Below are 23,862 nucleotides of genomic sequence, written 5' to 3'. Positions count from 1 at the left end.
GCAATGACCGACGTTCCGCTCGAAGACAGTTCGCTCTGGTTCGAAATCCTCATCGTCCTTCTGCTGGTCCTGCTCAATGGCTTTTTCGCCATGTCGGAGCTTGCCATCGTTTCAGCACGTCGTGCGCGCCTCAAGCCCTTGGCCGATGCCGGTCATCGCGGCGCCAGGAAGGCGCTGGAACTGGCGGAGGATCCGACCCAGTTCCTGTCCACCGTGCAGATCGGCATCACGCTGGTGGGTGTCGTCGCCGGTGCCTATTCCGGCGCCACGCTATCGGCGCCGCTCGCCAGATTTCTCGAGCAATGGCCGCTCATCGCCCAATACGCCTATCCGGTCGCGGTGACGCTGGTGGTGGCCTGCATCACCTATCTGTCGCTGATCGTGGGCGAACTGGTCCCGAAGCGCATCGCCATGAACCATGCCGAAGCGATCGCCATGCGCGTTGCCTTGCCGATGGCGCTCATCGCCAAGATAGGCGCCCCCCTGGTCTTCATCCTGCGCGTTTCCACCAACGCGCTCCTGACGCTCATCGGCCTCGGCGGCGACCGGGACCAGGCGGTGACGGAAGAGGAAGTGAAGAGCATGGTCGCCGAAGGCGCCGAGACCGGCATCTTCGCCGAGGAAGAGCGGCACATGATCGACCGCGTGCTGCATCTGGCCGACTATTCCATCCGCTCCATCATGACGCCGCGCCCGGATATCGATTGGATCGACATCAACGATCCGGTGCCGAGCATGATCCAGCAGATCAGCGACAGCCAGCACACACGCCTGCTGCTCTGTGCGGGCAATGTCGATGAAGTGGTGGGCGTGGTGCACACCAAGGATCTGCTGCATCAGGTGGCAAGCGGTGCCGCCATCGACCCGCAGGCCTGCGCCAAGCCGCCGCTGACTCTCCATGAGACGACGACGATCCTGCGCCTGCTTGAACTCTTCCGCGGATCGCCCAGCCATATGGCGGTGGTGCTCGACGAATATGGCAGCGTCGAGGGCATCGTCACGCAATCCGACATCTTCACCGTCATCGCCGGCGAGATGGCCGAAGGTGCAACCGAAGACGACGCTATCGCCGAACGCGCCGAAGGCTCGTGGCTGATCGACGGCCGCACGCGCCTCATCGACGTCGAACGCCGCATCGGCGCCAGCGGTTTCGTCCATGCCGATTATGCGACCATCGCCGGGCTGGTGCTGCACCGCCTGGGGCGCGTGCCGAAAGTCGGCGAAAGCCTCACCTATAACGGTTTCCGCATCGAAGTCGTCGATCTCGATGGCCGCCGCGTCGACAAGGTGCTGGTCGAACGGCTGCCGGAAACAGACTGAGCAATTTTTCCACCGATCATCTGTAATCACTCGGGCAGCGGATGCGGCCCTTTTCGGCGGCCGGCGAACCGTTGAGCGGAGACCTGCCGCTCCAGGGGACCGCGTTTCCCGTCGTGGTCCGGGGAGACGGGTTTTCCCACCCATCCAAGGGAAGCCGCGTTTCCCGGGCGGCTCGCGGGAGCGCACTTTTCCCAGGTGCGCCACGGTGGAATCTGTTTAGCCACGTGATCCCACGTGGGGATCCTTCACCCATGATCCGGGGCCCGTCTTTCACCTCGCGGGCGGAGGGGCGTCGGGAATCCCGACGCCGGAGCCGACCTGCGCCGCGCCGGCTTTTGGACCGGAACGGCTTGCGCCGGAGACAACCGAGTGATTGCAGATGACCGGTCGCGAGCCAGCCATCCCGTGTTAAATGCGCGCCAGAGTATTAGTACCACATTCCTATTGCATCTGTCAAGAACAAATTGGGAACATAGTGGCTGGGATGGCCATTTGATGCAATAGAATGGCGAGAACGAGACTGGCCCCGCCCCCCTCCCGCCGACGCAATTCGCCGACGGGCCTCCCCCCTGAAGGTGGGAGGAGTTAGACCAGAGCTCGGTGCAATCCTCTCCCACCTTAAGGGGGGAGAGTTAGAGAGGGGGGGCGGGCGCCTACACCTCTTCCCATGGGAAACTGTCGAGACGCTGGGCGCCTTTCGCGGTGATGACGACCTGCGTTTCCAGTTTCACGCATTCGCCCTTCCCTTCTTCGCCGATGAGGCTTTCGACGCAGACGGTCATGTTCTCCTGGAAGATGCCCTTATAGGCGGCCTGCCAATCGGGGTGCAGCGGGATCGAGGGATATTCGTCGGCGAGGCCCACGCCATGCAGCACCACGGAATAGCGGCAGGCCACATATTTGTCGGGGATGCGCCAGCTCTTGGCGTTGAATTCGTCGAAGCTCAAGCCCGCCTTGAGCAGCGCCAGATTGTGCTCGATCTGCTCGCGGGCGGCCAGATAGTGATCGCGCTGATGCGGCTTCATCTTCGTGTGGCCGATGGTCCAGGAGCGCGAGAGGTCGGCGCAATAGCCATAGGGGCCGATCATGTCGGTGTCGAAACCCAGCATGTCGCCAAGTTTGGCGACATGGTCCGAGCATTCCTGGAACCAGGGATTGGTGCGGGTCCCCACGGTGAGGAGCCGCGTTTCCAGCCATTCGCCCCCGGAGCGGATGTTTTCATAGTGAAGCTCGGCCCAGATTTCCTGTTCCGTCTTGCCGGGCAGCGAATGATCGTAGAGCCGCGCCATGCCGGCCTCGCAGACGCGCACGGTCCAGCGCATCAGTTCCAATTCTTCCTCACTCTTGATTGAACGTGCGATTTCGGTGAGGGCCTGGCCTTCGACCACGGTGACGCCGCGTTTCCTGAGCGCATCGACGCCGGGCGGATCGAGCTTATCAATAGCCAGTCTCAATCCATGGGGGCGCATATTGCCGCCATTGCGTTCGTGCAAGATCGAGACCAGTTCATCGGCCCAGGCGTCGACGCGTTCCTGCAGCCGGTCGGCGGTGTACATGTAGAACCAGGCGTTGCCGGGGCGGACCTCGTTCACCGTCTCGAACCCGTCCGCCAGATGCTCGGCACCGCGATAGGCGAATTCGATGGCGTGGCCGTCGGCAAAGAGCAGCGCGTAGTGGAACGGGTTGTGCGTCGCCCAGAGCTGCATGTTGGAAAGGTCGGTCGCATAGCGGATGTTGATCGGGTCGTAGAGCAGGATCGCGGCGCAATCATGCTTCACCACCTGGTCGACCAGGCGCTGCTTGCGGTAGCCGCGTGCCTTCACGAGAGTCGATTTCGGCAGCGGACTTTTCAGCGGTCGGTCAGATCCTTCCGGATTGAGATAGGTCGCTTTGCGCGCGTCCTTGAAAATCTGCATTGTGGGCGCCGTAGCCAGATCCGCCGACATGTCTTCCCCTGCACAAGACTGTTTCGCTTGGCGGCAAGTCTAGCGCCGGGCAGCACGGTCGGGCGATACGTAATTGGAATGCCTGGATATGGCGCAAGAATGGTCCATTTGACCGCTTGAGGAGGCTGTCGCATACTCGACGCCGACCCGTTCCCAGCCAATTTTCAGGAGCAGATGATGTCTTCGGTTGCGCGTATTCCTGCTAAAGCCCGGCTCGACAATTCGCATTACGAAGAACGCTGCCAGCTGGCCGCCGCCTTCCGCTGGACGGCCGAACTCAACATGCATGAAGGCGTCGCCAACCATTTCAGCCTCGCCGTCTCGGACGATGGCAGCCAGTTCCTGGTCAATCCCTGCGGCAAGCATTTTTCGCGCATCAAGGCCAGTGACCTCATCCTGCTTGACGCCAACGACCCCACGACGATGGACCAGCCCAATGCGCCGGACCCCACCGCCTGGGCGATTCACAGCGCCATCCATCGCAACGCGCCCCATGCGCGCTGTGTCCTCCATGTGCATTCGAAATATGCGCTGGCGCTGGCCTGCCTCAAGGACCCCAGCATGCCGCCGATCGACCAGAACACGATGCGCTTCTATAACCGCATCTCCTATGACATGGGTTTCGACGGCATGGGGCTGGGCGACGAGGCGGAGAGGCTCTCGACGTGCCTTGGCAAGAACAAGGTCATGGTGCTGGGCAATCACGGCGTGCTGACCGCCGCCGCGAGTGTCGCTGAGGCGTTCGACCTGCTCTATTACTTCGAACGCGCGGCGGAGACGCTGATCACGGCCTATTCGACGGGCCGCGAGCTCAACATCGCCAGCCCGGAAGTGGCCGAGAAGACGGCGCGGCAGTGGGAAGACTATCCGAGCGACCAGGAGAACATGCATCTCGCCGAGATCCGCGCGATCCTGGATGCGAAGCAGCCGGATTACGCGGAGTAGGTCTCTCCGACAGACCGAGGCACAGATAGACCCCTCACCCCAACCCTCTCCCCACTTCGTGGAGCGAGGGAGTATCGGAGTCCCTTTGCCTGTTGGCGCGGGAGGAAATTCTGGAACGCGCCGGTTGGCGTCGTCCGCGGTTCCCTGCGCGATCGCTCAGTCCTCAGGCGCGTGGCACACGACTTCGATATTGTGTCCGTCCGGGCCGATCACGAAAGCTGCATAATAGTTTGCGTGGTAATGCGGACGCAGGCCCGGCGCGCCATTGTCCTTGCCACCGGCCTCCAGCCCAGCGCGGTGAAAGGCGTCGACCTGCTGCCGGCTCTCGGCCATGAAGGCCAGGTGAAGATGCGCTGGCTTCTCCTTGGTCTCGAACAGGCACAAAGTCGTCGGACCCTTGGCGCCAAGCTCGACCCCGTAGCTGGGCTCGCCCTCGCCGAGGACGGTCAGGCCAAGCGGCGCCAGGGCCTTGAGGAAGAAGGCTTTGCTCGCGGCATAGTCGCTGACGCCGAATTTGACGTGGTCAAACATGAACGCTCCTAAATGTCATTCCGAGACATGGCATCTCTTGACAGGGCGTAAAGCCCTACAATGCCTTTGCCTGTTCGCGCAGGAGGAATTTCTGGATCTTGCCGGTTGAAGTCTTCGGTAATTCGCCGAAGATCACGCGCTTGGGTGTCTTGAAGCCGGCGAGGGCTTCGCGGCAGAAGGCGATCAGCTCGGCTTCAGTGACGTCGGCGCCGGGTTTCAGTTCGACGAAGGCGCATGGGACCTCGCCCCATTTGGGGTCGGGCTTGGCGACGACGGCGGCCAGCGACACGGCGGCATGCTTGAAGAGCCGGCTTTCGATCTCGATCGAGGAGACATTCTCGCCGCCGGAGATGATGACGTCCTTCAAACGATCCTTGATCTCGACATAGCCGTTGGGATGACGCACGGCGATGTCGCCGGAATGGAAGAAGCCGTCCTTGAACGCCTTTTCGGTGGCGGCCCTGTCTTTGTGATAGCCCTTCATGACCGTGTTGCCGCGGAGCAGAATTTCGCCCATCGCCTGGCCGTCGGCGGGCGGCGTGGCGCCTGTTTCCGGATCGCGCAGCTCGAGCCCCTCGGTGATGGGAAAGCGGACACCCTGGCGCGCTTTCATTTCCGCCTGCTCGGCGAAGGGGAGTTGGTCCCATTCCGCCTGCCAGGCGCAATGCACGACATGGCCGTAGGTCTCGGTAAGGCCATAGACCTGCATCACCTCGAAACCCAGTTCCGCCATCCTGGCCAGCACCGCGCTGGGCGGCGGCGCGCCGGCGGTCATCACCTGGACCTTATGCGGCAGCGGCCGGCGTTCATCTGCGGGCGCATTGACCAGCATGCCCAGCACCACGGGGGCCCCACCCAGATGCGTGATGCCATGATCGGCGATGGCGTCGAAGATGGCCTTTGCCCCCACATAGCGGCAGAGCACGGCAGTGCCGGCCACCAACGCCAGGGTCCAGGCATGGCCCCAGCCGTTACAATGGAACATCGGCACGGTGTAGAGATAAGTCGGGTGGGAGGTGTGGCCCCAGCCGACGACGGTGCCCATGCTCATCAGATAGGCGCCGCGATGGTGATAGAGCACACCCTTGGGCCGGCCGCTGGTGCCCGAGGTGTAATTGAGCGAGAGCGATTGCCATTCATCCTGGGGCAGATGCCAGAGATAATCCGGATCACCGGCCGCGATGAAGTCGTCATAGGTCTTGGCGCTCAACCGATCGTCCGGGTTCTGGCCGCCCTTGGCCGAACCATCGACAATGTCGATCACCAGCGGTCTGGCACCGGTCATCCGCGCCAGTGCCGCGCGCACCATGGGCGCGAATTCGGTGTCGGTCAGCAGGACCTTGGCGCCGCCATGGTCGAGGATATAGGCGACCGTATCGACATCGAGCCGCGTGTTGATCGTGTTGAGGATGGCACCCGAAAGGGGCACGCCGAAATGCGCCTCGAACAATTCCGGCGTGTTGGCGGCCACCATGGCGACGACATCGCCGGGCATGACACCATGGCCGGCAAGGGCGGAAGCCAAGCGCAGCGCCCGGTCACGCACGTCGCGCCAATTGTAGCGGCGCGCGCCATAGATGATGGCGGGACGCTCGGGGAAGACATCCGCCGCCCGCGCCAGGAAGGACAAGGGCGAGAGGGGCACGAAATTGGCCGGATTGCGCTGCAGTCCAGGGTCATCATGGCCCGGTTCATCATGGCCAGGGTCATCGTGGCCCGGTTCATTATGGATGGCAGTCATGGCGCTTCTTTCCGCCTAGCCGTCAGGGCCCGCGCCAGTCGATCTCGCAGATCTCGGCGCTGCGGCCATCGAAATCCCAGACGCGGCCGAAGGCGCGCACGCGACCTTGGTTTGCCTTGGCGACGGTGATGTCGGGCCCCATCCAATATTCGGTGTTGCTGATGACGACATGGGAACCGGGGTCCTTGCCGCCGATGGGCTCGACCTCGCCGATGATCTTCTTCGGCACGACGAGGCGGCGCTTTTCGCCCTCGCGCTCGAAGCTCACCGGTGCGCGCTCGGCGCCGAGGAAGGTGCTGACCAGGATGGAGAAGAGGCCGGTGGTGCCGCGTGCCTTGCCGCTGAAGATCTTGACGAGCCTTTCATAGGCGGCATCGGATGCGCGCTCGTCGATATAGGCGGCAGCGGTCCAATTGCCCCGCGCCATATTGCCGGGGATGTCGAGCAGAAGGGCGACGTTGAGGCCGGAAAGATCCGTTTCGCCGCTATGACCCTGGTCGATGCGGATGCCGGCCCAGCCCTGGCACTGGCCCTCGGTCGGCGGATGCTTGCCGAGCGAGACGACGCAAGGACAGAACACCGTGCAGCTACAATTGAGGATCAGCTCACCCTTGAGCGCCCATTTTTCCATTTTCGATATCCTCCCCGAATTTTTTGGATCAGGCCGCGAACCAGAGATGCCCGAGGGCAAACCCCGCGGCCGCGATCAGGACCAGGCCCAAAGGTACGGTGACGAAGCGTCCGGTGCCAGCAAGTTTTTCAAGCGTCATCAGGATCATGCCCAGACCCATCCAGGCAAGGTTCATGGCACCGCCGATGAGCGAGAGCAGCATCGGGGCCCAGCAGCAGCCGAGGCAATCGCGCCCATGCTTCAGGCCCATCACGGCTGCACCCCGCAACCCGTCGCGCCAATTGACCATGAAGAAGGTCATCGGATGCCGGCAGCGCGTGAGGCAGGCATGCTTGAGGCGGCTGAACTGGTAGAGGCCGGCGCCAGCCAGGATGAGGACGGCGACAATCGGCTGCCCTGCCGGTGGCAGCGCCCGTGCGAGCAGCACTTGCAGCAAGGCCGCGGCGATTGAGAAGCCGAGCCAGATCGCGGCATAGGCGAGCAGGAAGGCTAGGAAGCGGGCGCTGGGTCGTCCCGTTCCGCCCTGGCGGACGAGATCGCCGAAGCGCCGCAGGGTGGGAAGCGAGGTCGGCAGCATCATGCCGAGCGACATCAGCGCCCAGAGCAGCATGAGCGTCGGCAGGCCGGTGGCATTGGCCGGGGCGAGGCAGCGCGCCAGCAGCGTGCCGAAGAAATCGGCCTGCGGTTCGGCCGCCATCGACACCAGACTGAGCCACGCACCGCCGATGAGCAGATAGAGAACCAGCCAGCCGAGCATGGGCCATTGGCCGGCAAGGGCGGATGTCTTGGGCGCCGGGAGGCGTTGCGATCGGTCGAGACTCATGGGCGCCAGAAAAGCACGAAATGACCGCGTGTGGAAAGGGCACCGCATTGCAGCAGAAGATTGCTAGATCCCGGCCCGCGGCAGATGGAGTGTCACGACAAGACCGCCCGCTTCGGCATTGCGCAAGCTCACGTCGCCGCCATGGGCGCGCAGGACATGGCGCGCGATGGCAAGACCCAGGCCGGTGCCCCCGGTGCTGCTGCCCATGGCATCTGGCGAGCGCGCGGCGTCGAGGCGATAGAAGGGCTCGAAGACCCGCTCGTGCTCGGCCACCGGAATGCCGGGTCCGGCATCGGCCACCGCGATGTCGATGCCCGACGTCGTTTCAACGATGCGGACATGCGCTTCGAACCCGTATTTCACCGCATTCTCGATCACATTGGTGGCAGCGCGCATGAGCGAAAGCGGAGCCGCGTCAATGGCCAGGAAGTCGGGCCCCTGACAAGTCGCCACCCCGCCGGCATCGACGATTTCGTCACAGACGGCGTGGACCAGGGAAGCAAGATCGACCTTCACCCGCTGTTCGCCAGCCACATCGTCGCGTGCGAAGGACAGGGTGGCGGCGATCATGCGGTCCATCAGATCGAGATCAGCGAGGATCTTGGCGCTGTCGGCGCTGGGCGGCAGATTTTCGGTCCGGAGGCGCAAGCGTGAGAGCGGCGTGCGCAGATCGTGCGAGATCGCCGCCAGCATCTGCGTGCGATCGGCGACGAAGCGCTGGAGGCGCGCCTGCATGCGGTTGAAGGCGCGCGTCACCGAGCGGATTTCGCGCGGTCCGGCTTCGGCCAGCGGCACCGAGCCGATATTGATGCCGAGCTGCTCCGCCGCGCCAGCGAGACGCCGCAGCGAGCGGGAGATGCCGCGCGCCGCCAGCAGGGAGATGGCGATGATGGCCAGGAAGGCTACCGTCCAAGGCATCCAGGGACGGAACAAGGGCGGCGGCAGCAAGTCGCCGAGCGGCAGGGTGGCGGTGAGCCACGACCCGTCGCTGAGGCGCAGCCACAAGGTCACCGGCTGGCCGAGATCCTGCGGAAAACCGAAAGGCGGCGGGCCGGGCGTGCGTGTGGGCAATTTTGCTTCGACCAGGACTTGGTCAACGAGAAGCGGCATGGCGCGCAGGATATGATCGCGCAACCGCTCGATGGGCGGGATCTGTGCGATCGACTCATGCGGATCAAAAGTGGCTCTGGCGTCGAGCCGGAAGCTGCTGATGGCGCGCAGCACCGCACGGCGTTCGGCCGGCGGCGTGCGCAAGGCTAGTTCGACAGGTCCCCGTAGGCGCAGGATGGCGGCATCGAGATCCGATTGCGGCCACCAGCCGTTGCGATCACCCAGGAAAAGCAGATAGCCGACGCATTGCGTCAGCAGCATCGCCGCGATCATCATGAGGGCGATGCGCGTGGCGATGCGGTCCGGCCACAATTTGGCCGGCCGTAACCTGCCTGCAAACCGCCACCAGGCCATGGCTTATTCGAGCGTCACGGCCGGAGCGAACAGATAGCCGCCGCTGCGCACGGTCTTGATGAAACGGGGCGCGCGCGGATTGCGTTCGATCTTGCGGCGGATGCGGCTGACCAGGATATCAACGCTGCGGTCACTGCCGTCGCTGCCGCGATGGCGCGTCAGTTCGACCAGATGATCGCGGGTGAGCACGCTCTGGGCATGTTCGACAAAGGCCAGCAGCAGATCGATCTCGCCCGAGGTTAGGGTGATGAGCACATTGTCCGGCGACAGCACCTCGCGCTTGGCGGCATCGACCCGCCAACCCTCGAAGCGATAGACACGCTTGACGCCCTTGCGGCCCGCCGGCAGCGCATCGCCGCCGCGGCGGGCGCGGCGCAAAACGGCCCGGGTGCGTGCCACCAGTTCAGCCGACTCAAAGGGCTTGGCGATATAGTCGTCGGCACCCATGTCAAAGCCGGCGAGCTTGTGCGGTCCCCGCCCCAGCGCACTCAGCATGATGATGGGCAGGTCGGATTCGGCGCGGATACGGCGACAGAGCGAGAGCCCGTCCTCGTCCGGCAGCATGAGGTCGAGGATCACGAGATCAGGCGGCGTCGCATCCAGCATCTTCAGCATGGTGCCGCCATCCGGCGCCAGGGAAACGCGAAAGCCGTGATCGCCGAACAGGCGCCCAAGCAGCAGGCGATGTTCGCGATCGTCGTCGACGATCAGGAGATGGGGCAATTGGCTGGGCTTCGGGGCGGATCTTGCCGGCATGGCGAGCATGAAATTTGGACCTGAATGAAGAGTGGCACCGTAAGTGAGTCTGTCATGACGCGGATTGTCGTCGCGGGCAAGAGCAAGAGAATGCCTGGAGAAAGGAGGGCTCCGCCACCGACGCGACGGCGGAGCCCCGCCGCCAGCAAAGCTGCCGACGGCGTTGACCAAGAAGCCTCAGGCCGTCGCCGAATAAGTCTGGCTGACCTGGGTTTCCTGCAGCTTGAGGAAGCTGCTGAGGATGCTGGCCAGATCGTCCTTTTTCGCATTCGCGGACGTCTGGCTCTCCTCGAGCCGCTTCTGCAGCATTTCCAGCAGGGTGTCCTCGTCATCTTCCTCCGTCGCGGAGGTAGAGGACGCGGATGACGGCGGCGGACCACCGGCACCGCCACCCGGAGGCGGCCCCCCGGCGACACCGCCACCTGGCGGGGGACCGGACGGACGGCTGTTCTTGAAGCCGCTGTCCAGTTCCTCGGCGGTGAGCGCGCCGTCGCTGTCCGTATCGAAGGTGGCAAACATCTCCTTCAAGTCGGATTCGCTGGGACCGCGACCATCCTGCGGGGCGCCGGCGATGAATTCGGCTTCATCGACGCCGCCGTCAGCGTTGCTGTCGAGCTTGGCAAGCATCTGCTCAGGCGACGGCGGTTGTGGCCGCGACGCCTCTTGCTGCTGGATCAGCGTCGCGCGCATCTGATCGCTCAACTTCTGGAAACCACTTTCCAGTTCGTCCTGCGTCAGTTTGCCGTCGCTATCGCTGTCGAAGCTGTTGAACAGCTGCGTCGCCAGCGATTCCTTCGAGGAGCCGGTGTCGCTTGTACTGACACCCGCCCCGCTCAGGAATTCCGCTTTGTCGACGCCGCTATCTTCGTTGGCATCGAGCTTGGCGAACATCTGTTGGCGCATCTGGCTCAGCGCGGCCGAACTTGGCCCCGCTGTGCTGTAGCTGGTTGAGATCATGGAGTACTCCTCCGTTCGGGTTAAGGATGCCGGCATGTTTCGTGACCCGGTCCCGGGCACCGCGCAACGCCACCCGCCGCCATCCGCCCGCGCTTGTCGCAGGAAATATGCCACCATTATTTCAATATGTTAGCGGGCATTTCCAGGCGCTGGAGAAACAAAAAAATATAATCGGCGCTAAGGAATTGCGTTCATTGGAATCGGAGCCCGGCAGTCGCATGCTTTTGCGCGCGCATGTGCCCTGACATCATGTCTGGATGTGTCTGGGGGCGAAAAAAGACATCAAACGACAAATGGCGGCCGGACCCGCGCGACGTGATTTCATGACGTTTTGTTTCCGGGCCTGCTTGGCGATATGGTGCAAGCGGTCCATGGGACCAAAACGAATTGCAGGAGCCAGGCAAGAATGAAGCCCGTCAAGGTCAAGATCGCCGACATCTATGTGCCGGCCGCCCTGCGCGTGCCGGTCGATGCGGCCAAGGTCGAGGAATTGGCGCTGAGCATCGCCGAGCAAGGGCAACAAGTGCCGATCCTGGTCAGGGCCGACAAGGAACGCTTCGTGCTGGTGAGCGGTCTCCACCGCATGGAGGCGTGCAAGGCGCTGGGCGAGGCCACGGTCATTGCCAATCTGGTCCAGGCCCGCAAGCACTGAGGCCTAGCGCTGCACCCGCCAATGGGTCAGCGCATAGACGGCACCGCCGGCCAGCAGACCCCAGAAGGCGCCGCTGATGCCGAAGAAGCTGAAACCGGACGCCGTGACGATAAAGGTGATGATCGCCGCCTCGCGGTCCTTCGCCTCCGCGACGGCGCCGAGCATCGCCGAACCGAGTGCGCCCAGCAAAGCGAGGCCCGCCACCGCCTGGATGAGGATCGGCGGTGCGGCGCTGATGAAGGCGGTGGCGGCACCGGCCGCGAGGCCGAACAGGACATAGAACGCGCCTGAGGCCGCCGCCGCCCAATAGCGCCGCGCCGGATCCGGGTGCGCGTCGTGGCCGGCGCAAAGGGCCGCGGTGATGGCGGCCAGATTGACCGCATGGCCGCCGAAGGGGGCGGCAAGGAGACTGAAGAGACCGGTCACGCTGAAGAGAGGACCGGGATCCGGACGGTAGCCGTTGACGTTGAGGACGGCGATGCCGGGAATGTTCTGCGAAGCCATGGTGACGATGAAGAGCGGCAAGGCGATGCCGACGACCGCTGCCGGCGTGAATTGCGGCATCACCCAGATCGGCTGCGGCCACAGCGCCGTAACATCGAGATGCGACACGTCGACGGTGAGCGCGATGATGATCACGGTGACGATGACGGCAGCGGGCACGGCGAGGAGCCGCCGCCATTTCGCGACCAGAGCCCAGGTTAGGACGATGGCCAAACCCAAGACCGGCGAATCCGCCACGGCCTCAACCGGCGCCAGACAGAGATGCAGGAGGACGCCCGCCAGCATGGCATTGGCGAGCGGCGCCGGGATCGCGGCCACGGCACGGCCCAAGGGCTTCCACAACCCGGCGATGATGATGAGCAGGCTGGAGACCAGAAAAGCGCCGACCGCGACGGCAAAGCCGCCTTCGGGGGCCGCGGTCGAGGCGAGGAGTGCCGCACCGGGTGTCGACCAGGCGATGCTGATCGGCTGGCGTGTCTTGAAGCTGAGCAGGATGCCGCAAAGCCCCATGGCAATGGAAAGCGCCATCAGCCCCGAAGCCGCCTCCTGCTGGCTGGCGCCCACGGCGGTGAGGCCCTGGATGATCACGGCAAAGGAAGAGGCAAAGCCGACGAAGGCCGCAAGAAGTCCTGCCGAAAAGGCCTGCGCCGAGAAGCCGTGCCCCGTGGCACCCGTGGGTTGCGTATCCATCGCCTTGAGTCGCTTTCAAATCGTCGATAGCGGCGACAATGCGAAATTCAGGCCGGTTCGTAAAGGTGTCTGGAGATCGTCCCCTCACCCTTCTGGGGAGAGGGGCTATCTAAGCGAGCACGGATTTGAGGTCGGAATTGGGATCGGCCAGTGCTTTGGGGTCGGGAGATCTGCCGGCTTCGATCGCCTTCTTGCCGAACGCATAGGCCAGAGCGTCGTTCATCGCGTCAACGGCGAGCAGCTGCGCCCCCCGGAAGTACCAGACCGATTGCGTACCAGGACGCTTGCCGGGGCGCACCACCGTGCTGTCATAGCCGCGATTGAGGCCGGCAATCTGCAGCTTGACGTCATATTGATCGGACCAGAACCAGGGCTTCGGGTCGTAATCGGTGGCCCCGCCCATGATGATACTGGCTACGTGCTCAGCCTGGTCGATGGCGTTCTGAACGGATTCGAGCCGCGTGCGCATTCCGCGCCACATGAAGTTCGCACAGTCGCCGGCCGCAAACACGTCGGGCGCATTGGTGCGGCATTGTCCGTCGACCAGGATGCCGCCATCGACGGCAAGCCCCGCCTCCTTCGCCAGATCGTCATTGGGCAGGATGCCGATGCCGACGATGGCAAGGTCGGCGGGAAGCACCGTTCCGTCCTTCAGCCTGGCGCCGGTGAGGCGGCCTTTTTCACCAATGAGTTCGGCAAGGCCGGTCGCTTCGCGGATCTTGACCCCATGCGCCTGATGGAGCGCCCGGAAGAAGTCGGAAGTGGGTGCCGCCGCCACGCGCTGGAGGATGCGGTCGGCCATCTCGATGACCGTGACGTCGAGGCCCTTGAGCGCAGCCACCGCCGCGGCTTCAAGGCCGATATAGCCGCCGCCGATGACGAGCAGCCGCGCGCCCGCCTTCAAGGCCGGCGCGATGGCATCGGCATCGGCAAGGTTACGCACCGTGAAGACGCCGGCCAGGCCGCCGCCGATCTCAGGTGGTAATCGCCGGGGGCGTGAACCGGTGGCAAGCAGCATTTGGGCATAACGGAGCGTCGAGCCGTCGCCCAGCACCAGTTCATGCCGATCCGGATGCAAAGCGGTGGCTCGCTGACCGAGGCGGAGCTCGATCTTCTGCTCGTCATACCAGGAGAGCGGGCGCAGGAAGAGCCGTTCAAGCGCCAGTTCGCCCGAGACGTATTTCTTGGAGAGCGGCGGCCGCTGATAGGGAGCCGCCGGCTCGTCGCCGAGGACCACAAGCGGACCATCATAGCCGAGGGCGCGGAGCTTGGCGGCGCAGGATGCGCTGGCCTGCCCGGCCCCGACCAGAACGATGGGATCGCTCATGCCCTGCTGCTCAGAGATGCGGCACGTGCAGGACCAGGCCGTCGAGTTCTTCGCTGGCGACGATCTGGCAGGAGAGGCGGCTGTTGCTCTTGCGTTCGGCCGTCGTGATTTCCAGCATGTCGTTTTCCATTTCGCCGGGCTTTCCGGTCTTGGCTTCCCAGGCCGGATCGACATAGACATGGCAGGTGGCGCAGGAGAGGCAGCCGCCGCATTCGCCGATGACATCGGGCACATTGTTGGCCACGGCCGCTTCCATCAGATTGTGGCCGATGGCGACTTGCGCGCTGATTTCGCGCCCGTCGCCGAGGATCCAGGTGACTTTCGGCATACTGCCTTCCCCAATCGCTGCCTAGATGAAGTTGATATAATAGTCGCGCAAGGCATCGCCTTCGAGCCCCGCAACGCGCTCGACCTCATGATGCTTCACAAAGACATGGTTATCCACCAATCCCTGACCGACCGCCTTGACCAGGGCCTCGTCGGCCACCAGGGCGTTGAGGGCGCCGGTCAGGTTTTCCGAGACGCCATCCTTGGCATTCTGGGAGCCCAGGCAATCGCTGGTTTCCGAGGGGGCCAGGGCATAATTGTTGACGAAACCGAGCCTCGCCGCCTGCAGGATCGTCGCCACCATCGTATAGGGATTGGCCATGCCGTCGGCCATGCGATGTTCGATGCGCGACTTGGCGCCGCCTTCGGCAGAGAGGCGCGTGGTGACGCCACGATGATCGACACCCCAATTGCGCCAGAAGCCGGAAAGGCTCGCCGGCTTCAACCGGTCGTAGGAGTTCACGCTGGGGGCGATGAGCCCGGCCATGCCGGCATGGTGATGCATCAGCCCCGCGATGCAGCCGCGCGTCAGCGCCGGCATCTTGGCGGGATCGGTCGCATCGCCGATGGCATTGCGGCCGTTCTCGTCGTTGAAGCTGAAATTCACGTGCAGGCCGCTGCCGGCAAGGTTCAGGATGGGCTTGGGCATGAAGGTGAGAAGGACACCGTGCTGCCACGCCACTTCACGCGCGAGGAGCCGGAAGAGGAAGACGTCGTCGACGGCCCTCAGCGCCTCGTCATAGGTCAGCGTGAATTCGAATTGCGGCGAATCATATTCCGAGGTGAAGCAGTCGATGCGGAAGCCGGCGGCGGTCGCTTTTTCCCAGATCGCGTTGGTGAAGCCCTGCGGATCGGTAAAGGGGCCGGTCGAGTAGACGAAGGCGCCGGGCGTGTCATAGGGGACCCATTTCCCCTCCGCATTGCGCACGAAGGCATAGGCCTCGAGCTCCAGCCCGACCTTGGGCGAGAAGCCCAGTTTCTGCCAATCGGCGATGGCGCGCTTCAGGGCACCACGACCGCAGAGCGGCAGCGGCGTGCCGTCATTGTCGTATTGATCGGCAATGACGACCTTGGTGTTCGGCTCCCAACCGGCACGAATATCGGCCGCCTTGTAGACGGCATCGTAATCGGGCAGGCCCTCCAGCATCTTCGAGCCCGGCGCCGGGATGAGATCCTTGGCGTAGCTGACCGCATAAACGCCGAGGCAGAAACGCGACGAGCCGTCGCCCATCTTGGCCGCCGGCAGGTATTTGCCGCGCGCCAGATTGAGATGATCGCAAAACAGAAGCCGAAGCCTCTCGCCGCTCGCCATTTGTTATCTCCCAGACTAGACGTTTGTTGGTTGGTCGTTTCGTTTCTTAAATCGCTTGGATACGCACCGGCAGACGCTTGATACCGCCGATGAAGTTTGAGCGCAGGAATTCATGCGGACCGGTCTGTTCGATCGACTTCACGCGCTTGACCATTTCCTGCAGCAGGATGCGGACCTCGAGCCTTGCCAGCCACATGCCGAGGCAGACATGCGGCCCGCCCTGGCCGAAGGATACATGCCGGTTGGGCGCGCGCAACAGGTCAAGCTCAAAAGGATCGTCGAAGACGGTTTCGTCGCGATTGCCAGAGACGAACCAGAAGATGACCTTGTCGCCCTCGCGCACCTGCTTGCCGTGGAGCTCGAAATCGCGCGTCGCCGTGCGGCGGAAATGCATGGTCGGCGAGGCCCAGCGGATGAATTCGTCCGGCGCCGTCTCCCATACATTGTTTTCGCCGGCGCGGAGCTGGTCCATCAGCTGCGGCCGGTTGGCCAAGGCAAAGAGCGAAGCGGCGATGGAATAGCGCGTCGTATCGTTGCCGGCGGCCACCAGCAGGCAGAAGAAGTTGCGGAACTCGGCTTCCGAAATGACGTTGCCCTGGGCGTCGGGCTGCAGGATGAGATGCAGCACGCCATTGGTGTCGCCACGGGCCTGCTTGTCGCGCATCAGCTTCTTGGCATATTCGTAGAGGTCGGCACCTGCCGGCGAGCGGAAAGGCATCAGCCGATAGGCCTCCGTATCGGCCTTGTCGAGCACGAGGCTGGTGAATTCCGGATCGGTGTTGGCGATGAGCTGGTCGCCCTTCTCCACCAACCAGTCGAGATCCTCGTCCGGCGTGCCGAGGATCTGGCCCAGCATGCGCATCGGCAATTGGCGGGCGATGTCCTTGGTGGCATCGAAGCTGCCGCGTTCCAGCACGCTGTCGAGAATCTGGTCGCAGATGCTGCGGATCTGCTGGTCGAACTGCGCCACGACCGGCTTCGAGAAGGCTTTGGCCACCAGCACGCGGGTGCGTGAATGTTCGGGTGGATCGGTTTCCTGGAAGGTGCGGCGGGCCAGATATTCCTCATAGGTCTGGTCTTCCATGCGGATGCCGCGGGCCGAACTCAGCAATTCGTAGTTCTTGTTGAGGTCAAGAATGTCGGCATGGCGCGTCAGCGACCAGAAACCCTTGCCACCCTTCATCTCGCTCCAGGCCAGCGGATCCTCGCGGCGGAGGCGCGCGAAGGTGTTGTGCGGCGCGCCGGAGAGGAAGGTGTCGTGGGCCGAAAGATCGGCATGGCCGTCATCGGAAGGATTGAAACTCGTCATGGCGGAACCCTTGCGTTGCGATAGCTGCGTGAGGCGGGTGGGCTGTCAGGCGCCGATCTTCGGCACCAGCGACTTGCCGCCATTCCAGACGACCCCGATCTGCCGGTAATAGCCGCCGATGATTTCCTTGGGCTTCAGATGCGCCAGCTCTTCGGTGGGCGAGTCGAACAGGGCGAAATGATCGACACGGGCCGCGAATGGCTGGCCGCCCTCGAACTTGGCGCCGGTCGATTCGATGAGCTCCGCATGGGCGTCACCCTTTCCGTCGATGGCGGGCAGCCAGCGGTGATGGGCCATCGGATGGCCGTTGACGAAGCCGTTCTTCTCGGCGGGGCCGGTCAGGGTGATGACGGCTTCGGCGAGGCGCCGGTCGGCGGCAGCGAGTGTCGCGCCGAACGTGCCACCGGCCGCCACCTGCGGCGCCGGGGCGAAGGGATGCGGCCGCGTCATATGGATCGAGCCGAACTTCTTCGGATAACCCTGGTGGATGCCGCGCAGCATGGCGAAATCCTTGTCGACCCAGATATAGATGCAGCGCGAATATGTGCGGCCTTCGAAGGTGCAGCGCACGACGGCGAAGGCCTCCTTATACTGCGCGCGCACGGGATCGAGCATCTCTTGCCTGTCGCCGCCGCAGGATTGCCAATCGGCCCAGATGAGCGCCACGGCGCCGGGATCTTCGGCCGCCAGCGTCAGCGGTGTCGGCAGGATGTCGGCGATGAGCTTGGGGTCGGTGCGGTATTCGACGGTGAGGAGATCGCCGGCATAATGCCAGGGCGGCGGCGGCAGCAGGCTCGACTGGCCGCTCTGGCTGCGCGGATAGAAGAAGCCTTTGGGCTCGGTCATGGCGGCGCCCTCCTTACTGGCCGGGTTTCTTCGGGGCGCGGATGCCGCGGAATTCCCAATCGCCGCCCAAGGCCGTGGAGAGCACTTCCTCGGATTCGGTCGGCTGCGCGCCGACATCGCTGCGGATCGGTTCCGGCCCTTCGACCACGCGGTTGGAGAGCCTCCCTAAGCCTTCGACTTCGACCTCGACCAGATCGCCCGGCTGCACGGGGCGCGAATTGGCCGGCGTCCCGGAGAGGAGCACGTCGCCCGGCTCAAGCGTGATGTTGCGGGCGATGTCAGCCACCAGATAATGCATGTCCCAGGTCATCTCGGCGGTGTTGCCGTCCTGCTTGAGCACGCCGTTGACATAGGTGCGCAGGTACTTGTTGTGGAAATCCCAGCCGGTGACGAAGCCCGGCCCCAGCGGGCAGAGCGTGTCGCTGCCCTTGACGCGCAGCATGGAGCCGGCATCGGTGTCGCGGAAATCATGGAGGCCGAAATCGTTGGCGACCGTATAGCCGGCGATATAGGCGCCGGCCTCGGCTTGGGAGATGTTGCGGGCGCGCTTGCCGATGACGATGGCGACCTCGCCCTCATAATTCAGCCATTTGCAGCCCTTGGGCCGCACGATCTCGCCGAGATGCGAATTGAGCGCCGAGGTGGGCTTCTGGAAATAGGTCGGTGTGGCCGAGAGCTTGATCTGGAATTCGTGAACGCGGCTGACATGGTTCAAATGCACGGCAATGATCTTGCCGGGCTGGACGGGCGGCAAATGAATGGCGTCCTTGATGGCGACGCGGCGGCCATCGCGCGCCACCAGTTCTTCGCCCTGGCGCTCGGTCTCGACGACAGCGCCGCCCAGCAGAATGCGTCGGTATTCGGTCACATCAACCTCCCAATTCTCTTGCTTTGTCGGCGGGCAGTCTTATTCCGCTGCCTTGGCCTTGCCGGTCCAGCCATCCCGCGGCCGGTCGAACCAGATATGCACCTGACCGGTGCCGATCGAATTTTCGTAATTGCTGAAGAGACGGCCGGGCGCGCTGAGCTTCTCCTCGCCCAGGGCCGCCGCCATCATCAGATAATGGCCGAAATTGGCTTCCGGCTTGAATTTCAGGAATTCCGGCATGGTCTTGATGACAGCGGCATGGTTGCCGGCCTTGAACCATTCGATCCGCTCCAGATCGGCCGCCGAATGTTCCGGGCTGAAGATATGCTCGACCCCGGCCGCCTCATGTGCCCGCAGCTTCTGCAGCGGCCAGAATTTGTGGCTCATGGCGCCGGACGCCAGCAGCAGAACCTTCTTGCCGCTTTCCGCGATGGCCTCGCCGAGGGCGCGACCCACCCGCAGGAAATCCTCGGTCTCGCCGGTCTGGGCGCAGCTCATGGAGAGCCAGGATTCGCTGCCCTTCTGCAGATAGGCCGCCACGTTGACGGTGGCATACTGGATGGGGAGGCACGGATCGGCGATCGGCGTGATCCAGGTGCCGTGCTTCTTGGCCTTGCTCGCCACCAGTTCGGCGAAGGCCGGGTCGCCTGGAAGATCGTAGGGCACCTGGCTCATGCCGCGCGGCAATTCGTCGGAGGTGTATTTGCCCTTGCGCCGCGCTTCGCTGGTGATGACGAATTCGACCGTGGTGAACCAATGCGAATCGAGCACGACGACGGTGTCGTAATCGAGCTTCTCCAGCACTTCGTGCTTCAGGCGATGAAAGCCTTCGACGACGGTGAAATCACTGCCGTTGTTGAGCTCGTGGCGGATATGCTCCGGCAGCATGACGGTGGGAACATGGGCGAGGAGCCCGCAACCGACGACTTCACCCATCATTTCCTCCAGCCATTCGGCGCATATACGCTGTTCTTGACGTCGCAATAGAAATCGAACGACCAGCTGCCGCCCTCGCGGCCGATGCCGGACTTGCCATTGCCGCCGAAAGCCTGCCTGAGATCGCGCACGAAGAAGCAATTGTTCCAGACGAGGCCCGCATTCACCGCCCCGGTAATGCGTTCGGCACGGGCGGGGTCGCCGGTCATCACCACGGCGGCAAGGCCATATTCGGTGTCGTTGGCCATGGCGATGGCTTGCGCCTCGTCCTTGAAGGATTGCAGGCAGAGCACCGGCCCGAACACTTCGTCGCGCAGGATTTCGGAACCCGGCGTCGGATCGGCAAAGAGGGTCGGGCGGAAATAGAGACCGCCCAGATCCGTATTTGGGCCACCGCCGATCACGGGCTTCATGCCGGCAGCCTTGGCCCGCTCGACGAAGCCACTGACGCGGTCGAAATGCGTCCGGCTGATCTGCGGGCCGATGTCGCTGGCCTCGTCGCGGGGGTCGCCCTGGCGGATATTCCTTGCCTTGGCGATGAAGGCTTCCTGGAACTTGTCGCGGATGCTCTCCTCCACCAGGATGCGCGTGCCGGCCAGGCAGACCTGCCCCGCATTGTCGTATTGGCCGATGGCCGTGTTGACGGCAAGGTCGAAGTCGCAATCGGCAAAGACGATGAAGGGCGACTTGCCGCCAAGCTCAAAGGAGAGTGGCACCAGATTGGGGGCAGCGGCGGCGGCAATCGTGCGGGCCGTCGGCACCGAGCCGGTAAAGCTCAAGCGCCGCACCTTCGGATGGCGCGAAAGAGCGGCACCGGCCTCGCGACCGATACCCTGCACCACGTTGAAAACACCGGCCGGGAGACCTGCCTCGGCAGTGATGTCGGCCAGGAGCGAGGCCGTGAGCGGCGCCCATTCCGGCGGTTTGTAGACGACGGTGCAACCGGCGGCCAAGGCCGGGGCGATGCGCCAGGTGCCCAACATCAAGGGCGCGTTCCACGGCGTGATGATGCCGGCCACACCGCTGGGATCATAGGAAATATGGTTGCGATGGCCGCGCACGTCGAAATCGGGGTGCTCGAGCTGCGTCAGCCAATCGGCAAAGAAGCGGAAATTCATGGCGACGCGCGGCATCACGCCCCGGCGGTGCGAGCGCAGCAGCGAGCCATTGTCGCGGGTTTCCACCACCGCCAGCTGCTCGACGCGGGCTTCGACAATGTCGGCGATTTTGTGGAGATAGGCAGCGCGTTCGGCGGGGCTGGTTTTCTTCCAGTTTTGAAACGCCGCCTGTGCGGCCGTCACAGCCTGGTCGATCTCACTTTCGCCCCCCGCCGACATGTCGGCGATATTCTGCTCGTCGATCGGCGAAATGCTGGCAAAGGAGGCGGCACTGCCGACGCGCTTGCCGTCGATCCAGTGGCGAACGTCAACCTCAACCCCTTCGACCAGCGCCTTCATGCCACTGCCGCTCCCGCATAAATCGTTCGACGTCGAATAATTATGCGAAGCACTCTCGCCGAGTCAAGCAGGAGCCGCGACCGATCGTCGCTTATTCGGATTCGGCGATGCCGTCGAGGTCGGCGATGGTGGCGAGAATGAGGCGGATGGCATCGGTCGCCGCCTGCATCTGCTTAGGGGAAAGGCGCGCGACGATGCGCGTTTCCTCCGCATTGAATTTGGGGAAGAGGCTGCTGATCAGCTCGGCCCCCGTAGCCGTAAGGTTGACGATGACGAGGCGCCGCTCCAGCTCGTTGGTGCGCCGGCGCACCAGCTTGCGTCCCTCCAGCATGTTGAGAATGCTGGAAAGCGTGCTCTTGGCGACCCCCGCTTCGGCCGCCAGTCGCCTTGTTTCCAGCTCGCCATAGATCCACAGGCACCACATGGTGACGAAGGCGGACCAATGTAAATCGGCCTCCTGCAGCACCGCGCGCTCGAAATGATCGCGGATAAAGCCGGAGGCGCGGTGGATGTTGGAAACCAGAGCCATCGAATCGAGATTGATGCGCAGGCCCGCAACGCGTTTCTCGCCCAATACTTCGGCCAATGGCTTTTTCTGGGGCTTCTTCAGCGGCTTTCCACTCGGCTTCCGCAGCGCAGCAGCGGCAAGCGATGATTTCGACGGCGTTTCCACGGCAGCCTTCGCGGGCGCAGCAGCGCGGGTGGCAGGTCGTCGGTCTTTGGTCAAAGCGCTGAACTCCGATCAGATGGTCAGGTTTGGGGTGTCGGGCGGGCATTCTTATAGCATCGTCCATCGCCGCTCATAATAGGCCAATCGGCCCGCGACAATTTTCCATCTTGATCTCTTGCCACGGATTTTCATTCGCGTTATCGTTCGACATCGAATGAATAACGAAGACCGTCGCGCCTGAGAACTCTCAGGCGGAAACGGTCCAGTGTGCCCTGCGGCGAATGCTGCATCGGCCGACAAAAACGGGGTTGCGGTGGGCACGAGATCGTTCGGTCCCGCCAGCGTCACAGGAGGGGAAGAATGACCGACATCACATCCACCGACAGGTTGCGACGTAACGCGCTAGGCGTTGCCGCCGTTACCTTCTTCGTCGTATCCGCCGCAGCACCCCTGACGGCTGTGGCCGGCGGCTATCCGATCGCCATGCTGCTCGGCAACGGTGTCGGTGTCCCGTTGGCCGTGCTCATCGTCATGGCGATCCTGCTGGTCTTCTCGGTCGGCTACACCACCATGGCGCAGCACATCTCCAATGCCGGTTCCTTCTATGCCTTCACGGCGCGGGGCCTCGGCGGTGTCGCCGGCGGTGCCGCCGCCTACATCGCGGTGCTGGCCTACAACGCCATGCAGGTCGGGCTTTATGGCCTGTTCGGCGCGGTGGCGGCCGGTACGGTCGCCGGCATGTCCGGCGGCGCCATCGACCAGCCCTGGTGGGTATGGGCGCTGGCATCGTGGGCGCTGGTCGGCATCTTCGGCTATCTGAAGATCGACCTGTCGGCCAAGATCCTCGCCATCCTCGTGGCGGCCGAATACCTGATCGTCGTGCTGCTCGATTTCGCCATCCTCGGAAATGGCGGACCGGAAGGCGTCTCGACCGTCAGCTTTACCCCGTCGGCCTTCATGACCGGCGAGCCGATCATTGGCATGCTGCTCTGCTTTGCGGCCTTCATGGGGTTCGAGGCGACCACGATCTACAGCGAGGAAGCGCGCGATCCGGAACGCACCGTGCCGCGGGCCACCTATCTGTCCGTGCTCGTCATCGGCATCTTCTATGCCTTCACCACCTGGTGCATGGTGATCGGCACGGGGTCGAGCAAGCTGATGGAAACGCTGGGCGGCCTCGCCGACCCGACCACCTTCATCTTCGTGCTTTCCGACCAATATGTCGGGTCGTGGCTCACCGCGGTCATCAGCCTGCTGCTGATCTCCAGCGTGTTTGCAGCACTCCTGGCCTTCCACAATGCCGCCGCCCGTTACTTCTATGTGCTGGGCCGCGAGGGCCTGCTGCCGGCGCATCTGGGGAAGACGCATAACGAGCATCAGAGCCCGCATATCGGCTCGGTCCTTCAGACCGTGCTGGGCGTCGTCATCCTCGCCATCTTCATCGTGACGGCGCAGGATCCGGTGCTGGGCCTCTTCGCCTGGCTCACCAACCTTGCGACACTCAGCGTTATCACCCTGATGGCGATCGTGTCCTTCGCGGTGATCGTCTTCTTTCGCCGCCAGCCGCAGCTGGGTGGTTCCGCCTTCAAGACGATGCTGATGCCCCTGCTGTCCGGCGTGGCGCTCGCCGTCATCGCCTATCAGGTGGTGACGCATTTCGACGTGCTGACCGGTGCCTCGCCGGCATTGGCCATCGGCCTCCCCGTCCTGGTGCCGATCGCCGGCGTGCTGGGGGCGCTGGTCGCCTTCCAGATGAAGCAATCGGGCAGCGCCCGGTTTGCACAGCTCGGCGCGCATCAGGACAAGTAAGCAACCCTCGACAAGGGGCGGAACGGCCGTCGGCTGTTCCG

General features: G+C 63.7%; 22 protein-coding genes. 4 read left to right on the top strand and 18 right to left on the bottom strand.

All coding sequences use genetic code 11. The features are described 5' to 3' along the window. Positions 1–3: 3 nt before the first annotated feature. On the top strand, positions 4–1,320 hold the full coding sequence (locus ACE3OA_RS00980) for a hemolysin family protein (protein WP_374306844.1): 1,317 nt from the start codon (positions 4–6) through the stop codon (positions 1,318–1,320). A gap of 653 nt (positions 1,321–1,973) precedes the next feature. Here the strand turns inward: ACE3OA_RS00980 and ACE3OA_RS00975 are convergent. Beyond that, positions 1,974–3,266: a M24 family metallopeptidase gene (locus ACE3OA_RS00975; protein ID WP_374306842.1), complete on the bottom strand. Its 1,293-nt coding sequence runs from the start codon at positions 3,264–3,266 to the stop codon at positions 1,974–1,976. Between the two features lie 174 nt (positions 3,267–3,440). Between ACE3OA_RS00975 and ACE3OA_RS00970 the strand changes: the two genes are divergently transcribed. Further along, positions 3,441–4,211 (top strand): class II aldolase and adducin N-terminal domain-containing protein, encoded by a 771-nt coding sequence (locus ACE3OA_RS00970; RefSeq protein ID WP_374306840.1) that lies wholly within the window; start codon positions 3,441–3,443, stop codon positions 4,209–4,211. 156 nt (positions 4,212–4,367) lie between these two features. Here ACE3OA_RS00970 and ACE3OA_RS00965 read toward each other — a convergent pair whose 3' ends face one another. The 7 genes from ACE3OA_RS00965 to ACE3OA_RS00935 all read right to left on the bottom strand — a co-directional run bounded on the left by ACE3OA_RS00965 (position 4,368) and on the right by ACE3OA_RS00935 (position 11,114). Beyond that, positions 4,368–4,742 carry a VOC family protein gene (locus tag ACE3OA_RS00965; RefSeq protein ID WP_374306838.1) on the bottom strand — a complete coding sequence of 125 codons (375 nt, stop codon included), beginning with the start codon at positions 4,740–4,742 and terminating at the stop codon, positions 4,368–4,370. Between the two features lie 55 nt (positions 4,743–4,797). Beyond that, entirely contained in the window at positions 4,798–6,483 is a 1,686-nt protein-coding gene (locus tag ACE3OA_RS00960; protein ID WP_374306836.1) for an acyl-CoA synthetase, read from the bottom strand. A gap of 22 nt (positions 6,484–6,505) precedes the next feature. Continuing rightward, positions 6,506–7,114 carry a DUF1326 domain-containing protein gene (locus ACE3OA_RS00955; RefSeq protein WP_374306834.1) on the bottom strand — a complete coding sequence of 203 codons (609 nt, stop codon included), beginning with the start codon at positions 7,112–7,114 and terminating at the stop codon, positions 6,506–6,508. A 28-nt stretch (positions 7,115–7,142) separates the two neighbouring features. Next, a complete protein-coding gene (locus ACE3OA_RS00950) occupies positions 7,143–7,937 on the bottom strand; it encodes a DUF2182 domain-containing protein (RefSeq protein WP_374306832.1) in 795 nt (264 codons plus the stop codon). 63 nt (positions 7,938–8,000) lie between these two features. Next, positions 8,001–9,401 carry an ATP-binding protein gene (locus tag ACE3OA_RS00945; protein WP_374306830.1) on the bottom strand — a complete coding sequence of 467 codons (1,401 nt, stop codon included), beginning with the start codon at positions 9,399–9,401 and terminating at the stop codon, positions 8,001–8,003. 3 nt (positions 9,402–9,404) lie between these two features. Then, positions 9,405–10,124, bottom strand: coding sequence for a response regulator (locus tag ACE3OA_RS00940; protein WP_374306828.1), 720 nt, complete (start codon positions 10,122–10,124; stop codon positions 9,405–9,407). Between the two features lie 210 nt (positions 10,125–10,334). Continuing rightward, the gene (locus ACE3OA_RS00935; RefSeq protein ID WP_374306826.1) at positions 10,335–11,114 is read right to left on the bottom strand and encodes an EF-hand domain-containing protein; all 780 of its coding nucleotides are present in this window, start codon (positions 11,112–11,114) and stop codon (positions 10,335–10,337) included. 406 nt (positions 11,115–11,520) lie between these two features. Between ACE3OA_RS00935 and ACE3OA_RS00930 the strand changes: the two genes are divergently transcribed. Further along, positions 11,521–11,766, top strand: coding sequence for a ParB N-terminal domain-containing protein (locus tag ACE3OA_RS00930; RefSeq protein ID WP_374306824.1), 246 nt, complete (start codon positions 11,521–11,523; stop codon positions 11,764–11,766). A 3-nt stretch (positions 11,767–11,769) separates the two neighbouring features. On the opposite strand, the gene ACE3OA_RS00925 is transcribed toward ACE3OA_RS00930, so the two are convergent. From ACE3OA_RS00925 to ACE3OA_RS00880, 10 genes are all read right to left on the bottom strand, one after another. Continuing rightward, a complete protein-coding gene (locus tag ACE3OA_RS00925; protein ID WP_374306822.1) occupies positions 11,770–12,960 on the bottom strand; it encodes a benzoate/H(+) symporter BenE family transporter in 1,191 nt (396 codons plus the stop codon). 109 nt (positions 12,961–13,069) lie between these two features. Continuing rightward, positions 13,070–14,287 (bottom strand): NAD(P)/FAD-dependent oxidoreductase, encoded by a 1,218-nt coding sequence (locus ACE3OA_RS00920; RefSeq protein WP_374306820.1) that lies wholly within the window; start codon positions 14,285–14,287, stop codon positions 13,070–13,072. A gap of 10 nt (positions 14,288–14,297) precedes the next feature. Continuing rightward, a complete protein-coding gene (locus ACE3OA_RS00915; RefSeq protein ID WP_374306818.1) occupies positions 14,298–14,615 on the bottom strand; it encodes a 2Fe-2S iron-sulfur cluster-binding protein in 318 nt (105 codons plus the stop codon). Positions 14,616–14,636: 21 nt separating this feature from the next. Continuing rightward, entirely contained in the window at positions 14,637–15,926 is a 1,290-nt protein-coding gene (locus tag ACE3OA_RS00910; protein ID WP_374306816.1) for a hypothetical protein, read from the bottom strand. A 46-nt stretch (positions 15,927–15,972) separates the two neighbouring features. Then, on the bottom strand, positions 15,973–17,235 hold the full coding sequence (locus ACE3OA_RS00905) for a cytochrome P450 (RefSeq protein WP_374306814.1): 1,263 nt from the start codon (positions 17,233–17,235) through the stop codon (positions 15,973–15,975). A 45-nt stretch (positions 17,236–17,280) separates the two neighbouring features. Beyond that, a complete protein-coding gene (locus tag ACE3OA_RS00900; protein ID WP_374306812.1) occupies positions 17,281–18,081 on the bottom strand; it encodes an acetoacetate decarboxylase family protein in 801 nt (266 codons plus the stop codon). 13 nt (positions 18,082–18,094) lie between these two features. Continuing rightward, the gene (locus ACE3OA_RS00895; protein ID WP_374306810.1) at positions 18,095–18,949 is read right to left on the bottom strand and encodes a fumarylacetoacetate hydrolase family protein; all 855 of its coding nucleotides are present in this window, start codon (positions 18,947–18,949) and stop codon (positions 18,095–18,097) included. Positions 18,950–18,988: 39 nt separating this feature from the next. Next, a complete protein-coding gene (locus ACE3OA_RS00890; RefSeq protein ID WP_374306808.1) occupies positions 18,989–19,888 on the bottom strand; it encodes a hypothetical protein in 900 nt (299 codons plus the stop codon). Next, a complete protein-coding gene (locus ACE3OA_RS00885) occupies positions 19,885–21,342 on the bottom strand; it encodes an aldehyde dehydrogenase (protein ID WP_374306806.1) in 1,458 nt (485 codons plus the stop codon). Before ACE3OA_RS00885 ends, ACE3OA_RS00890 begins: the two co-directional genes overlap by 4 nt. A gap of 91 nt (positions 21,343–21,433) precedes the next feature. Further along, positions 21,434–22,069, bottom strand: coding sequence for a MarR family winged helix-turn-helix transcriptional regulator (locus tag ACE3OA_RS00880; RefSeq protein WP_374306804.1), 636 nt, complete (start codon positions 22,067–22,069; stop codon positions 21,434–21,436). A 303-nt stretch (positions 22,070–22,372) separates the two neighbouring features. Here ACE3OA_RS00880 and ACE3OA_RS00875 point away from each other — a divergent pair, with 303 nt between their 5' ends. After that, entirely contained in the window at positions 22,373–23,821 is a 1,449-nt protein-coding gene (locus ACE3OA_RS00875) for an APC family permease (protein ID WP_374306802.1), read from the top strand. Positions 23,822–23,862 lie beyond the last annotated feature (41 nt).

This window comes from Dongia sp. (assembly GCF_041906375.1).
Taxonomy (GTDB): Bacteria; Pseudomonadota; Alphaproteobacteria; order Dongiales; family Dongiaceae; genus Dongia.
This window is presented reverse-complemented; position numbering and strand designations above follow the sequence as displayed.

Bases quoted from the DNA above. Each gene is read 5' to 3' on its own strand.
- ACE3OA_RS00965 (WP_374306838.1), bottom strand. From the start codon at position 4,742: ATGTTTGACCACGTCAAATTCGGCGTCAGCGACTATGCCGCGAGCAAA.
- ACE3OA_RS00890 (WP_374306808.1), bottom strand. From the start codon at position 19,888: ATGATGGGTGAAGTCGTCGGTTGCGGGCTCCTCGCCCATGTTCCCACC.
- ACE3OA_RS00975 (WP_374306842.1), bottom strand. From the start codon at position 3,266: ATGTCGGCGGATCTGGCTACGGCGCCCACAATGCAGATTTTCAAGGAC.
- ACE3OA_RS00955 (WP_374306834.1), bottom strand. From the start codon at position 7,114: ATGGAAAAATGGGCGCTCAAGGGTGAGCTGATCCTCAATTGTAGCTGC.
- ACE3OA_RS00905 (WP_374306814.1), bottom strand. From the start codon at position 17,235: ATGACGAGTTTCAATCCTTCCGATGACGGCCATGCCGATCTTTCGGCC.
- ACE3OA_RS00925 (WP_374306822.1), bottom strand. From the start codon at position 12,960: ATGGATACGCAACCCACGGGTGCCACGGGGCACGGCTTCTCGGCGCAG.
- ACE3OA_RS00970 (WP_374306840.1), top strand. From the start codon at position 3,441: ATGATGTCTTCGGTTGCGCGTATTCCTGCTAAAGCCCGGCTCGACAAT.
- ACE3OA_RS00930 (WP_374306824.1), top strand. From the start codon at position 11,521: ATGAAGCCCGTCAAGGTCAAGATCGCCGACATCTATGTGCCGGCCGCC.
- ACE3OA_RS00920 (WP_374306820.1), bottom strand. From the start codon at position 14,287: ATGAGCGATCCCATCGTTCTGGTCGGGGCCGGGCAGGCCAGCGCATCC.
- ACE3OA_RS00935 (WP_374306826.1), bottom strand. From the start codon at position 11,114: ATGATCTCAACCAGCTACAGCACAGCGGGGCCAAGTTCGGCCGCGCTG.
- ACE3OA_RS00910 (WP_374306816.1), bottom strand. From the start codon at position 15,926: ATGGCGAGCGGCGAGAGGCTTCGGCTTCTGTTTTGCGATCATCTCAAT.
- ACE3OA_RS00875 (WP_374306802.1), top strand. From the start codon at position 22,373: ATGACCGACATCACATCCACCGACAGGTTGCGACGTAACGCGCTAGGC.
- ACE3OA_RS00950 (WP_374306832.1), bottom strand. From the start codon at position 7,937: ATGAGTCTCGACCGATCGCAACGCCTCCCGGCGCCCAAGACATCCGCC.
- ACE3OA_RS00885 (WP_374306806.1), bottom strand. From the start codon at position 21,342: ATGAAGGCGCTGGTCGAAGGGGTTGAGGTTGACGTTCGCCACTGGATC.
- ACE3OA_RS00915 (WP_374306818.1), bottom strand. From the start codon at position 14,615: ATGCCGAAAGTCACCTGGATCCTCGGCGACGGGCGCGAAATCAGCGCG.
- ACE3OA_RS00980 (WP_374306844.1), top strand. From the start codon at position 4: ATGACCGACGTTCCGCTCGAAGACAGTTCGCTCTGGTTCGAAATCCTC.
- ACE3OA_RS00960 (WP_374306836.1), bottom strand. From the start codon at position 6,483: ATGACTGCCATCCATAATGAACCGGGCCACGATGACCCTGGCCATGAT.
- ACE3OA_RS00945 (WP_374306830.1), bottom strand. From the start codon at position 9,401: ATGGCCTGGTGGCGGTTTGCAGGCAGGTTACGGCCGGCCAAATTGTGG.
- ACE3OA_RS00900 (WP_374306812.1), bottom strand. From the start codon at position 18,081: ATGACCGAGCCCAAAGGCTTCTTCTATCCGCGCAGCCAGAGCGGCCAG.